The sequence below is a fragment of the Streptomyces sp. NBC_01363 genome (assembly GCF_026340595.1).
GTDB lineage: Bacteria > Actinomycetota > Actinomycetes > Streptomycetales > Streptomycetaceae > Streptomyces.
The window spans coordinates 3,652,732-3,665,208 of sequence record NZ_JAPEPF010000001.1; the positions used below are offsets into that span (position 1 = coordinate 3,652,732).

The window sequence follows — 12,477 nt, forward strand, 5'->3', positions numbered from 1 at the left end:
CCCCGCGAAAGCGGGAGCGCCCCTCTCGGCTACCCGGCCTGCGGCCGGACCGGATACGTCTCCGGTCAGTTGTGGCCGAAGCGCCGCTGGTGCTTACGGGCAACATCAGCAGGGCTGCCCTGGGCCTGCGACTGAGGCTGTATCTGCGACTCGTACGTGGTCGTCTTGGCCTCTTCCGCGCCGCGCTCCGGAGTGGACGCGCGGTTCTGCTGGCTGCCCTGCTTGCGGTTCTTGTTCTTGGCCATGGTGTTCCTCCTATGGGGACTCTCGGGGCCAGGACCGCGTTCAGATTCACATAGCGGGGTAAGCCGTGCATGTTGGATCATTACCGTGCGTAGCGGGGGTGGAGGATGCGTCGTTTTCCCGATCCGCCACGCCGATGATCGAGTTCCGGACGTCAACCCCTGCGCGGTCGGGCAGACTCGAAGGAAACCCTTGGCAAAGACCGCACCCGAACTTCTGGAAGAGGGTGGATCGCGTGGACCGTTGCGTCGTCCTGGTGGACGCCGGCTACTTGCTGGGCGCAGCCGCGAGCCTGCTGGCCGGGGAGCCCGCCCGGTCCCGCATCACGGTCGACCACGCGGCCCTCATCCGGGGCCTGCGCGAGCGGGCCGAGGCCGATACGCAGCAGCCGCTGCTGCGGATCTACTGGTTCGACGGCGCCCCCGACCGCGTGCCGCAGCCCGAGCACCGCAGACTGCGCGTGATGCCCCGGGTGACCGTCCGGCTCGGCGCCCTCACCCGCAGTGACGGGCGCTGGGCACAGAAGGGCGTCGACGCCGCGATGCACGCCGAGCTCACCGAACTCGCCAGGAACCGGGCCTGTTCCGACGTGGTGCTGGTGACCGGCGACGGCGATCTGCTGCCCGGTCTGATGTCCGCCAAGGAACACGGCGTCGCCGTCCATCTGTGGGCCGTCCAGGCCGCCGACGGCGACTACAACCAGTCCGAGGACCTGGTGGCCGAGGCCGACGAACGCAGGGTGCTCGACCGGGCCTGGATCACCCAGGCCGTACGGCCCAAGGAGACCGGCGGCGTCTGTGCCCCGCCGCCCGTGCCCGGTCCGGAGATCGCCGCGATCCTCTCCGCGCCGCTGCCCGAGGCCGCCCTCGCCGCCTCCGCCGAGCGGGCCTCGGAGGCCCAGGCGGCAGCCGCCGCCAACGCTGCCGCGGCACCGCCCGAGGAGGGCGCCGCCACCGACCGGCCCGTGCACGGCGGCAAGGGTGTCCCCACCCCCAAGGACCTGGCGGGCAGCCTGCGCGGCCACGGCGCCCAGCCCGACCGGCACCTCCCTCAGCCGTCGCCCGCCAACGCGACTCTGCGCTGGTCCTCCGACAAGAGCTGGGCGGAGCGCGGCGGACCGCTGGGCGAGCCCGCCGAAACCGCCTCCCTGCCGACGCTGGCCCAGCTCACCAGTGCCGAGCAGCGCTGGGCGGACCGCGAGGAGGACATCACCACCGTCGGCGGCGACCCCTTCGAGGTGGGCCAGGTCTTCGCCCGTCGCTGGATGGAGCGACTGCCGGAGACCGTCCATCTGCAGAAGCTCTCGACCATGTATCCGCGCATCCCGCACCGCATCGACGGCGAGCTGCTGCGCTACGCGGCACGGTTCGGCCTGCTCGCCCACAAGGACGACCAGATCGACGAGCACGACCGCTACGCGATCCGGGCGGGATTCTGGCGGGAGATCGATGTGCGGGCCGCGGCCGAGCACACCCCCGCGGCGGAGCGGACGACCCCGTCCGCCGGCTGACGGCCGAGCGGGACCACGGGTGGGCGACGCCGGTCGCCGATCACCGCGTCGACGCCCGGCCGGCGCGGCCCCGGACGCAATACGGGGCATCCGACCCCGTACTCTCGTACCTCGTGAGTACGGGCACAGCACAGGCGCAGCCGGCGACCGGGACCGTGTGCGCGGTGCGTGATCTGGTCAAGACCTATCCCGCCGTCCGCGGCCGTCGCGGTACGCCCGCCACACCCGAGGTGCGCGCCACCGACGGGATCGGCCTGGACGTGCGGCGCGGCGAGATCTTCGGACTCCTCGGGCCCAACGGCGCCGGCAAGTCCACGCTGGTACGGCAGCTCACCGGGCTGATGCGTCCCGACTCCGGCAGCGTCACCGTGCTGGGCCACGATCTCGTACGCCATCCGGAGCGGGCCTCCCGGCTGATCGGCTACCTCGGGCAGGAGTCCACCGCCCTCGACGAGCTGACCGTGTCGCTCGCCGCCGAGACCACCGGACGGCTGCGCGGCCTCGCGGCGGCGGACGCCCGCGCCGAGCGCGACGCCGTACTCGACGAACTGGGCCTCACCGAGATCGCGGGGCGTCCCCTGAAGAAGCTCTCCGGGGGACAGCGGCGGCTCGCCTGCTTCGCGGCCGCGCTGGTCGGCGAGCGGCCGGTGCTGGTGCTGGACGAGCCGACGACCGGCATGGACCCCGTCGCGCGGCGCGCCGTCTGGGCCGCCGTGGACCGGCGCCGGGCCGAGCGCGGCGCGACGGTGCTGCTCGTCACCCACAACGTCATCGAGGCCGAGACGGTCCTCGACCGGGTCGCCGTGATCGAACGCGGCAGGGTCATCGCCTGCGACACGCCGACCGGGCTCAAGGAACGCGTCGCGGGCGAGGTCCGGGTCGAGCTGGTGTGGCGCGAACGGGCGCCCCTGGACGTCCCCGAAGTGGCCGCGCTGCGCGCCTCGGCCCAGGAGTCCGGGCGGCGCTGGGTGCTGCGGCTCGGTCCCGACGAGGCACGGGCGGCAGTTGCCGCGGTGACCGGCGGCGCGGCCTTCGCCGCACTCGACGACTTCACGCTGGCGACGCCCAGCCTGGAGGACGTCTATCTCGCGCTCGGCGGGGACGCGACCAAGGGGCTGGTGAAGTCATGACCGGGGTGAGCGGGACGACCGGGTGCGGGTGCGCGGCCGGGCAGGGAGCGAACAGGAGCAGCGCCAGGTGACGAGCATCGTTCCCGCGCACGCGGTGACCGGACCCGTCCGGGCCGCGGAGGACGGCCGGGCCGGTCCCCCCGGCGACGGCTTCGCCGAGGTGGGGGCGCCGCCCGCGCCGCTCGCACCTCGGGCCCGGCTGTTCCCCTCGCTCGCGGCCGTCTACCGCGCCCAGCTGTCCAGGGCCAGGGTCGCCCGTATCCCGCTGCTCTTCGTCGCCACGTTCCAGTCCGTCGGGATCATGGTGCTGATGCGTGGGGTCGTCGACGGCGGCTCCGAGGCGCGGGCCGTCGTCGCCGGCTCCAGCGTCCTCGTCGTGGCCTTCGTGGCGCTCAATCTCCTCGCCCAGTACTTCGGGCAGCTGCGGGCCGGCGGCGGACTCGACCACTACGCCACCCTGCCGGTGCCGCCCGCCGCGGTGGTGCTCGGCGCGGCGGGGGCGTACGCCTCCTTCACCGTGCCCGGCACGATCGTCACGGCCGTGGCCGGCAGCGTGCTGTTCGGGCTGCCGCTGACACATCTGTGGGTGCTCGTCGCCGTCATCCCGCTCTCCGGGGCGGCGCTCTCCGGGCTGGGCGCGGCGCTGGGGCTGCTCGCGCCCCGGCAGGAGCTGGCCACGCTGCTCGGCCAGCTGGGCATGTCGGCGGCGCTGCTGCTCGGTGTGCTCCCGGCCGACCGGCTGCCCGCGCCGGTCGGCTGGGCGCGCGACCTGCTGCCCTCGACCTACGGTGTCGAGGCGCTCTCGCGGTCCTTCGACGCCCACCCGGACTGGACGGTCGTCGCGCTGGACCTCGCCGTCTGCGCCGTTGTCGGCGTCCTCTCGCTGGCCGTGGCGACCTGGGCGTACCGCAGGGCAGCGGTCCGGTGAGGCGCGGCGCGGGGGCGCCTGGCACGATGGCACGGTGACCGCACCTCTGACGCCGCCTCACCAGCCCTCGTCCAACGATCCCTGGCAGACCCCGCCCAACTGGGGCGGTCCGGGAGGATCCGGTGGACCCGGGGGTTCCCGCGGGGCCGGTGGGTACTACCCGGGCACCCCGCTGGAGTCGAAGGAGGACAAGGACCTTCCGTCGGATCTGCGGCGGGCCGCGGTCGTCACCGTTCTCGTGACCGTCGCGGGCATCGCCCTCGGGCTCCTCTGGCTGTGGCTGGCGCCGAGGGTTCCGCTGATCTCCGACAGCACCGCCGTCTTCCTGAACGACAGCGAGGGCGAGGAGGCGATCGGCGCCGACGGCACGTTCGTGCTGCTGGGCCTGGCCTTCGGGGCGGTCTCCGCGGCCCTGGCCTTCTGGTTCCAGCGGCGCGGCGGGATCGCCCTGGTGGTGGGGCTCGCGCTGGGCGGGCTGCTCGGTTCGCTGCTGGCGTGGCGGCTGGGGGTGTGGCTCGGGCCGACCCAGGACGTGGTCGCGCACGCGCGGGCGGTCGGCAAGGGCGTGGTCTTCGACGCGCCGCTCCAGCTGCGGGCGAAGGGGGCGCTGCTGGCGTGGCCGCTGGGGGCGATGGCGGTCCATCTCGGGCTGACCGCGCTGTTCGGACCGCGGGATCCGGAACCGGAGTGGGGGGTGTTTCCGGGTGGGCCCGTGCCGGGGGCGCCTTCGGCGCCTGTGGCGCCCGGGTCCGGGGCGCCTGCGGGTGGGGGTGTGCCGCCGGTGCCGCCGGCGCAGTCGTAGGTCTGCGGGGGCCGGTGCGGGTGCGGTGTGGTGCGGGCGCTGGTGGGCTTGGGCGGGTGGGCCGCTGCGCGGGGCTTGTCCCCTACCCGCCCCTTCCCGGAACCGGGGCTCTGCCCCGGACCCCGGTCCTCAATCGCCGGACGGGCTGAACAGGTACCCGGACGTAGCCGGGAGCGATGCCCCGGCTATCCCCGGCCGATCTCCGCGAACACCGCTCCCGTCAGTGACGCCAGGTCCGTGGGCGAGAGCTCGACCTCCAGGCCGCGGCGGCCCGCCGAGACGCAGATCGTGTCGTGGGAACGTGCCGAGGCGTCCAGCACCGTACGCAGGCGCTTCCGCTGGCCCAGTGGGGAGATGCCGCCGCGTACGTAGCCGGTGGTGCGTTCCGCGGCTGTCGGGTCGGCCATGGTGGCCCGCTTGCCGCCCACCGCGGAGGCCAGGGCCTTGAGGTCCAGGGTGCCGGCCACCGGGACGACCGCCACGGTCAGGGTGCCGTCGACGTCCGCCACCAGGGTCTTGAAGACCCGGTCGGGGGAGACGCCCAGCGCCTGGGCCGCCTCCTCGCCGTAGGAGGCCGACGCCGGGTCGTGGTCGTAGGAGTGGACGGTGAACGCCGTGCCGGACGCGGCCAGGGCGACCGTTGCCGGAGTGCCGCCGGACTGTTGCTGCTTCTTCGGCTTCTTCGCCACGGGGAGACGGTCCTCGGTCGATCGGTCGTCGGTCGGATCAGTTCCGGATCAGTTGGGGTGGGTCGGGGCGCGGGTCAGGTCCACCGCGGGCAGGGACGGCAGATGGCGGATGACGGCGGTCTCGGAGCGCAGCAGCGTCAGCTCCTCGCGCAGCCGGGTCGCGGTGTCGGGCGCCTGGAGCAGCCGTTGCTTGGTCGGTGCGTCGAGTACGGCCGCCGCCGCGACCAGGTAGGAGACGACGGCGGGGTCGTCGGGCAGGTCCGCGCCGGTCGTGAGGGACCGTTCGCTCGCTCCGGCCAGCCGCTTCTGGTAGCTGCGGAAGGCCCGCAGTACGCCTTCGGCGAGCGCCCCCGCCTCCTCGCCGGTCTCCTCGTCCAGCTCTTCGAGTTCGGCCGTCAGGAAGGGGCCGCTCGCGTCGACGGAGAGCAGTTTGACCCGGGTGGTGCCGGTCGCCAGGACCTCGAAGCTGCCGTCCGGCCGTTCCCGGATCTTCGCCGCGTCGGCGATGCAGCCGACCCGGTGGAAGGTCTGGACCGGGTCGGGGCCGAAGCCGTCCGCGGGGCCGCGTTCGGCGGGGACGTTCACCGCGTCCGGCATTCCGGAGCCCGTCGGGGCGGTCTCGCGGCCGTCGCGGATGGCGACCACGGCGAAGCGGCGGGGTTCGTCCTCGTCGGTCTTCAGGAGCTCGCGCATCATGGCGCGATATCGCTCCTCGAAGACGTTCAGCGGCAGCACGAGGCCGGGGAACAGCACCGCGTTCAGCGGGAACAGAGGCAGGCGAGCGGTGGTCACAACGGTCAAGCGTAATGGCCGCCGGGCCGGGCCCGGTCGGCCCGTCCCGGGAACGGCGTCGCGCGGCCCGCCCGGAGCCGCGTGTCGTCCCGCGCCTCCAGGAACCGGCCGAGCGGATCCTCGGAGACCGAGGACCACGGGAACGACGTCGCGTGGGGTCCGATCTGCCGGAACTGTTCCAGTGCCTCGTCCCAGCGGCCCCGGGTGACCAGCACGAACGCCAGCAGGTTGCGGACCTCGGCGGGCCAGGGGTCGCCCGGCGTGAACGAGGCGGACAGCGCGATGGCCAGATCCGCCGCCGCGTCGATCCGCTCCTCCTGCACCGAGGTGGTCCGTGCGCCGGCTCCCTCTATCAGCAGGGCGAAGGCGGCCCGCAGCGGCAGCGCCTGGACCAGCGAGCCGGGCAGCGAGTCCTCGGCCGCCCGCTCGGCGAAGTCGAAGCACTCGCGGTGCGAGCCGTACCAGGCGGCGGAGAGGTACCGCAGCGCCGCGACATGGCAGCCGAAGTGGTGCGAGGAACGCCGTATCGCCTGCTCCCACAGCGCCTCGAACATGGTGTGCGTGGCGTGGGTGCCGCGCGCGTGGTCGAGCGCGAGGCGCCAGGGCACCGGGTCGCGCGGATCGCTCTCGGCCGCCGCCGTGATCAGCGGTCCCACCTCGCGCAGCTGCTCGGCCCGAGCGGGCGACTCCCAGGCCCGGCGGACCGCCAGCTCGGCCTTGACGAGCAGCGCGTCCGGGTCGTGCGGGGCGGCGGCGAGCCAGTCGGTCAGCCAGCCGTCGCGGTTGCGGGCGAAGGTGACGAGCCGGCCGAGGTAGCGGTCGCGGTTCTCCCACTCGGCGCCGTCCCGGGTGGTGGCGAGGAGTTTCGCGGCCGGTCCGTACTCCCCGAGGGCGGCGGCGACGAGCGCCGGGGAGAGCCGCTCGTCGGGGGCGTCGAGCAGCACCTCGTCGTCCGCCGGCAGTCCGGCAGGGCCCGGCGAGGGGCGCCGGACCGTGCACGCGGCACGGAGCAGAGCACGAAGGATTGGCATGGTGCAGACCATTGAAAAGCGCTGGTCGGGACGGCGCCAGAGGTGCGCTGTGAAGCTTTGGTGCCGAGTGAATGGGTTGCATTGGACCGGGTCAAGAAGAAGTAAAGGAAAATGTGGAATCTGGCTTGTTCCTGCTGTTCCGGCCGATGGCTTGCGGTAGTTCTGCCGCAGCTCGGGCAGACGTTCGACCATGGCCCACGGGTGCCGTGCGGACCGTTCGGCAGAGGCGACTGCGAACGGTCCGACGGCGCGTGGTCGGGTCGGCCGTGGCCGGATTCCGGTCAGCCCCGGCGCAGCAGCCGTGAGGCGCCCGCCGCGACGGTCGTGGCGAGTATCCAGCCCAGCAGGACGAGCACCGCCGCCGCCCACTGCCAGCCGCCCTCCATCCGCCAGTAGCCGTCCTGGCCCAGATTGATCACCGGGATCAGCAGATCCAGCGCGTACAGCGCCGGGTTCCACTGCGGATGCTCGTCCTGTTTGATCGCCGCCGGGACGTGCTGGGCGAAGGCCATCGCCCCCGCCGCCCACAGCAACGCCATCCACACCGCGGCCCGCCCGGGTCGGTAGCCGTACGCCACCGTCCAGTCCTGGAGGAAGCCCCAGAGTTTCGCGGCGATCGGCAGCGTCTCGCGCCGCCGCCGCTGCTTGGCCAGCAGCACCTCCCGGGCGTCCGCGTCCTCCCCGCAGTTGCGCAGCACCGTCGCGAGCCGTTCGTACGGCTCCGGTACGTACTCCGGGGTCGCCGCCGCCACCCACTCCAGGCGCCGGGAGAGCGGGAAGTGCCCGTACGGGACGAGGTTCTCGTACACGAAACCGCCCATCGCCAGCCCGCCGGGCCCCGGCCAGCTGGTCGACACGTCGATCAGCGTGACGACCTTCGCGCCGTTCAGCACGACCCGGCCCTCCTCCGGCCGTTCCGCGTTGAACCGCAACTCCGGGGTGACGATCCGGCGCAGCGACAGCTCTTCGTGCCGGCCCAGCACGAACCGCGCCTTGTGCAGGTCGACCGCGTCGCCGAACCGCCCGTCGTCCAGGCGCACCCCGCCTCGGCACTCGAAGATCTGCGAACGCGTGCCGCTCGCGGGGGTCGACGCCAGGACGATGCCGAACGGGGGAGTGGTGCCCTGGATCCCGGTGTCGACGCTCACCCAGGCCTCGCTCATGTACAGCGTCCGCTCCACGGTCAGCTGCGGGGCGTTCAGCGCGCGCCGTCCCTCCCTGCCCCGCAGCCGGCTGCCGCGCAGGCTCAGTGAACCGCCGACCTTCGCCCCGCGCAGACTCAGCTCGCCGCGCGCCTCGATCAGCTCCGCCTGCAGATCCTGGGCGACCGCCAGCCCGTCACCGGCCAGCGCCCGCCCGCCCCGGTCCGGGCCGATCTCGATCTGGTTGATCAGCAGATCGGTGCCGATCTGGGCGTCGGTGAGCCGGATCCCGCGCGGGATCCGACAGCGCGGCAGATGCAGGTCGCCCTCGGTGCGCAGCCGGGCCGCCTCCAGCCGGGGCATCGCGCAGCCGACGATCCGTAACGTCGTGAAATGGCATTCCGGCAGCACCACCTCGCTCTCGAAGCGGCAGCCGGTCATCTCGACGTACGGCGCGACGCGCCCGCCCGCGAGATCGAGTGTTCCGGTGATCCGTACACCCCGGAGCTTCAGCGCCGCGACCCGGCCGGGCCGCGGCGGCGGACCCGAGAGCAGCAGGCGGGCGACGACGCGCCCGTCCACACTGCGCTCCGGCCCCCAGACGCGCGGCGCGAACGGATCGTCCCGCGCCGGGTCGCGGGCGCGCAGATCGTAGGTGCTGCCGTTCCGGAAGGCCTGCCACATGCCGAGCTCGGCTGCGCTCAGTCCGTCCGGGAAATCACCGTCGTGCGGTTCGGTCACGGGTGCCCCTTCCGCTCGGAGCTGTTCTTCCCGCTGAGTGACGACGTGAAAGCTATTGGTCAGCAGTGACGTCCGGGACATGTATCAGCCAGTGATACGGGCGACCGGACGCCGGAGGCGGTCTGCGAGAATTGCGGTGTGATCTCTCGAATCGATCTGCGCGGCAATGCCCTCCCCGAGGGTGGAGCCCTGCGCGACCTGCTGCCCCGTGCCGAGTTCGACGTGGAAGCCGCCCTGGAGACGGTGCGGCCCATCTGCGAGGACGTACGCCATCGTGGCTCCGCGGCAGTGATCGAGTGGGGGGAGAAATTCGACGGCGTACGGATCGACTCGATCCGGGTCCCGGCCGCGGCGATCGCCGAGGCCGTCGAACAGCTCGATCCGGCCGTGCGGGCCGCCCTGGAGGAGTCGATCCGCCGCGCCCGCCTCGTCCACCGCGAGCAGCGCCGCACCACGCACACCACCCAGGTCGTCCCCGGCGGCACCGTCACCGAGAAGTGGGTGCCGGTCGAGCGCGTCGGGCTCTACGTCCCGGGCGGGCGCTCCGTCTACCCGTCGTCCGTGGTCATGAACGTCGTACCGGCCCAGGAAGCGGGCGTCGAGGGCATCGCCGTCGCCTCCCCGCCGCAGAAGGACTTCGGCGGTCTGCCGCACCCCACCATCCTCGCCGCCTGCGCCCTGCTCGGCGTCGACGAGGTGTACGCGGCCGGCGGCGCCCAGGCCGTCGCGATGTTCGCGTACGGAACGGCCGAATGTCTTCCGGTGAACCTCGTCACCGGCCCCGGCAACATCTTCGTCGCAGCCGCCAAGCGCCTCCTCAAGGGCCGCATCGGCATCGACGCGGAGGCGGGCCCCACCGAGATCGCGATCCTCGCGGACTCCACCGCCGACCCGGTGCACGTCGCCGCCGACCTGATCAGCCAGGCCGAGCACGACCCGATGGCCGCGGCGGTCCTCGTCACCGACTCCGCGGAACTGGCCGCGGCCACCGAGGCCGAGCTGAAGCCGCAGATCGCCGCGACCAAGCACGTCACCGACCGGATCGAGCCCGCGCTGGCCGGCCGCCAGTCCGCGATCGTCCTGGTCAACGACCTGGAGGACGGCCTCAAGGTCGTCGACGCGTACGCCGCCGAGCACCTGGAGATCCAGACCGCCGACGCCGCCGCCGTCGCCGACCGGGTCCGCAACGCCGGCGCGATCTTCGTCGGCCCCTGGGCCCCGGTCTCGCTCGGCGACTACTGCGCCGGCTCCAACCACGTGCTGCCCACCGGCGGCTGCGCCTGCCACTCCTCGGGCCTCTCCGTGCAGTCCTTCCTGCGTGGCATCCACATCGTCGACTACACGCGCGACGCGCTCGCCGAGGTCACCCATCACGTCGTGACCCTCGCCGAGGCGGAGGACCTCCCCGCCCACGGCGCCGCGCTCAAGGCCAGGTTCGGCTGGAAGGTCCCGCAGCAGTGACGAACAGCGACACCCCTCGCAAGACCACCCGCATCGACGATCTCCCGATCCGCGACGAACTGCGCGGCAAGTCCCCCTACGGGGCGCCGCAGCTCGACGTACCCGTGCGGCTGAACACCAACGAGAACCCCTACCCGCTGCCCGAGGCGCTCGTCGACCGGATCGCCGAGCGGGTCCGCGAGGCCGCCCGCGGCCTCAACCGCTACCCCGACCGGGACGCCGTCGAGCTCCGCACCGAACTGGCCCGCTACCTCACCCGCACCGCCGGGCACGAGGTCGCCCTCGCCAACGTCTGGGCGGCCAACGGCTCCAACGAGGTGCTCCAGCAGCTGCTCCAGACCTTCGGCGGCCCCGGCCGCACCGCGATCGGCTTCGAGCCCTCGTACTCCATGCACGCCCTCATCGCCCGCGGCACCGGCACCGCCTGGATCTCCGGACCGCGCAACGAGGACTTCACCATCGACGTCGAGGCCGCCCGCGAGGCCATCGCCGAGCACCGGCCCGACGTCGTCTTCATCACCTCCCCCAACAACCCCACCGGCACGGCCGTCGACGCCGAAACCGTGCTCGCGCTCCACGACGCGGCCCAGGCGGCCAGGCCGTCGATGGTCGTCGTCGACGAGGCGTACGGCGAGTTCAGCCACCACGCCTCGCTGCTCCCGCTGATCGAGGGCCGGCCGAACATGGTGCTCTCGCGCACCATGTCGAAGGCGTTCGGCGCCGCCGGACTGCGCCTGGGCTACCTCGCCGCCGACCCGGCCGTGGTGGACGCGGTCCAGCTGGTGCGGCTGCCGTACCACCTGTCCTCCGTCACCCAGGCCACCGCGCTCGCCGCCCTGGAGCACACCGATACGCTGCTCGGATACGTCGCGCAGCTCAAGAGCGAGCGCGACCGGATCGTCACCGAGCTGCGCGCTCTCGGCTACGACGTCACCGACTCGGACGCCAACTTCGTCCAGTTCGGCCGCTTCGCCGACAGCCACACCGCCTGGCAGCGAATCCTCGACCGGGGCGTCCTGGTCCGGGACAACGGCGTACCGGGATGGCTGCGGGTCTCCGCGGGCACCCCGGCAGAGAACGACGCGTTCCTCGATGCGGCACGCGAACTGAAGAAGGAGCACGACGCATGAGCCCCCGCGCAGGCCGCGTACTGCATCTCCCGGGGAACGACCCCCGGACCCCCAGCCGACACGGGGCCGACCGCGATCCGGCCCGGCGAGGCGAGCACAACCAAGGAGCAAGCGCATGAGCCCCCGCGTAGGCCGCGTGGAACGCACCACCAAGGAAACCTCGGTGCTCGTCGAGATAAACCTCGACGGCACCGGCAAGGTCGATGTGTCGACCGGGGTCGGTTTCTACGACCACATGCTCGACCAGCTCGGCCGGCACGGGCTCTTCGACCTCACGGTCAAGACCGACGGCGATCTGCACATCGACTCGCACCACACCATCGAGGACACCGCCCTCGCCCTCGGCGCCGCGTTCAAGCAGGCCCTCGGGGACAAGGTCGGCATCTACCGCTTCGGCAACTGCACCGTCCCGCTGGACGAGTCGCTGGCCCAGGTCACCGTCGACCTGTCCGGCCGCCCCTACCTGGTGCACACCGAGCCGGAGAACATGGCGCCGATGATCGGCGCGTACGACACGACGATGACCCGGCACATCCTGGAGTCCTTCGTCGCGCAGGCGCAGATCGCCCTGCACGTCCACGTGCCGTACGGGCGCAACGCCCACCACATCGTGGAGTGCCAGTTCAAGGCGCTCGCCCGCGCCCTGCGCTACGCCAGCGAGCACGACCCGCGCGCCGCCGGGATCCTTCCCTCCACGAAGGGCGCGCTGTGACCGGCCTCAACACCATCCTGATCGTCCTCGGCCTCTTCCTGGCCGGCGGCGTCTACTCCTTCTCGAAGCAGGGCATGCCCAAGGGCGTCATCGTCCTGCTCGCGATCGCCTCCGTGATGTGCCTGGTGGCAGGCATTCTGCGGATCCAGGGACTCTGGGACTGAGG

Annotated in this window: 13 protein-coding genes; 8 read left to right on the plus strand and 5 right to left on the minus strand. The window is 72.8% G+C overall.

What is annotated here, in order from left to right; translation table 11 throughout:
* Positions 1–65: 65 nt before the first annotated feature.
* Positions 66–245 carry a hypothetical protein gene (locus OG611_RS16790; protein ID WP_266420523.1) on the minus strand — a complete coding sequence of 60 codons (180 nt, stop codon included), beginning with the start codon at positions 243–245 and terminating at the stop codon, positions 66–68.
* A 224-nt stretch (positions 246–469) separates the two neighbouring features.
* Here OG611_RS16790 and OG611_RS16795 point away from each other — a divergent pair, with 224 nt between their 5' ends.
* From OG611_RS16795 to OG611_RS16810, 4 genes are all read left to right on the plus strand, one after another.
* Complete coding sequence (locus tag OG611_RS16795; RefSeq protein ID WP_266420526.1) at positions 470–1,753, plus strand: NYN domain-containing protein; 1,284 nt, start codon at positions 470–472, stop codon at positions 1,751–1,753.
* Positions 1,754–1,908: 155 nt separating this feature from the next.
* The gene (locus OG611_RS16800; RefSeq protein ID WP_266425943.1) at positions 1,909–2,883 is read left to right on the plus strand and encodes an ABC transporter ATP-binding protein; all 975 of its coding nucleotides are present in this window, start codon (positions 1,909–1,911) and stop codon (positions 2,881–2,883) included.
* Between the two features lie 160 nt (positions 2,884–3,043).
* On the plus strand, positions 3,044–3,811 hold the full coding sequence (locus OG611_RS16805) for an ABC transporter permease (protein ID WP_266425945.1): 768 nt from the start codon (positions 3,044–3,046) through the stop codon (positions 3,809–3,811).
* A 34-nt stretch (positions 3,812–3,845) separates the two neighbouring features.
* Complete coding sequence (locus OG611_RS16810) at positions 3,846–4,613, plus strand: ABC transporter permease (RefSeq protein ID WP_266420529.1); 768 nt, start codon at positions 3,846–3,848, stop codon at positions 4,611–4,613.
* Between the two features lie 185 nt (positions 4,614–4,798).
* Here OG611_RS16810 and ybaK read toward each other — a convergent pair whose 3' ends face one another.
* The 4 genes from ybaK to OG611_RS16830 all read right to left on the minus strand — a co-directional run bounded on the left by ybaK (position 4,799) and on the right by OG611_RS16830 (position 9,008).
* On the minus strand, positions 4,799–5,302 hold the full coding sequence (gene ybaK, locus OG611_RS16815; protein WP_266420532.1) for a Cys-tRNA(Pro) deacylase: 504 nt from the start codon (positions 5,300–5,302) through the stop codon (positions 4,799–4,801).
* A gap of 48 nt (positions 5,303–5,350) precedes the next feature.
* On the minus strand, positions 5,351–6,094 hold the full coding sequence (locus OG611_RS16820) for an LON peptidase substrate-binding domain-containing protein (RefSeq protein ID WP_266420535.1): 744 nt from the start codon (positions 6,092–6,094) through the stop codon (positions 5,351–5,353).
* Between the two features lie 5 nt (positions 6,095–6,099).
* Complete coding sequence (locus OG611_RS16825; protein WP_266420537.1) at positions 6,100–7,137, minus strand: hypothetical protein; 1,038 nt, start codon at positions 7,135–7,137, stop codon at positions 6,100–6,102.
* Positions 7,138–7,406: 269 nt separating this feature from the next.
* Positions 7,407–9,008: an oxidoreductase gene (locus OG611_RS16830; protein WP_266420540.1), complete on the minus strand. Its 1,602-nt coding sequence runs from the start codon at positions 9,006–9,008 to the stop codon at positions 7,407–7,409.
* 138 nt (positions 9,009–9,146) lie between these two features.
* On the opposite strand from OG611_RS16830, the gene hisD reads away from it, so the two are divergent.
* The 4 genes from hisD (at position 9,147) to OG611_RS16850 (ending at position 12,475) form a co-directional block, all read left to right on the plus strand.
* Complete coding sequence (hisD, locus tag OG611_RS16835) at positions 9,147–10,469, plus strand: histidinol dehydrogenase (RefSeq protein WP_266420542.1); 1,323 nt, start codon at positions 9,147–9,149, stop codon at positions 10,467–10,469.
* Complete coding sequence (locus tag OG611_RS16840; protein ID WP_266420545.1) at positions 10,466–11,599, plus strand: histidinol-phosphate transaminase; 1,134 nt, start codon at positions 10,466–10,468, stop codon at positions 11,597–11,599. Before hisD ends, OG611_RS16840 begins: the two co-directional genes overlap by 4 nt.
* A gap of 115 nt (positions 11,600–11,714) precedes the next feature.
* Positions 11,715–12,311 (plus strand): imidazoleglycerol-phosphate dehydratase HisB, encoded by a 597-nt coding sequence (gene hisB, locus OG611_RS16845; RefSeq protein ID WP_072483182.1) that lies wholly within the window; start codon positions 11,715–11,717, stop codon positions 12,309–12,311.
* Positions 12,308–12,475: a hypothetical protein gene (locus OG611_RS16850; protein WP_266420549.1), complete on the plus strand. Its 168-nt coding sequence runs from the start codon at positions 12,308–12,310 to the stop codon at positions 12,473–12,475. Before hisB ends, OG611_RS16850 begins: the two co-directional genes overlap by 4 nt.
* The last annotated feature ends 2 nt before the right edge of the window (positions 12,476–12,477 follow it).

Coding starts and splice junctions, on each gene's coding strand:
- OG611_RS16790 (WP_266420523.1), bottom strand. CDS start 245: ATGGCCAAGAACAAGAACCGCAAGCAGGGCAGCCAGCAGAACCGCGCG.
- OG611_RS16825 (WP_266420537.1), bottom strand. CDS start 7,137: ATGGTCTGCACCATGCCAATCCTTCGTGCTCTGCTCCGTGCCGCGTGC.
- hisB (WP_072483182.1), top strand. CDS start 11,715: ATGAGCCCCCGCGTAGGCCGCGTGGAACGCACCACCAAGGAAACCTCG.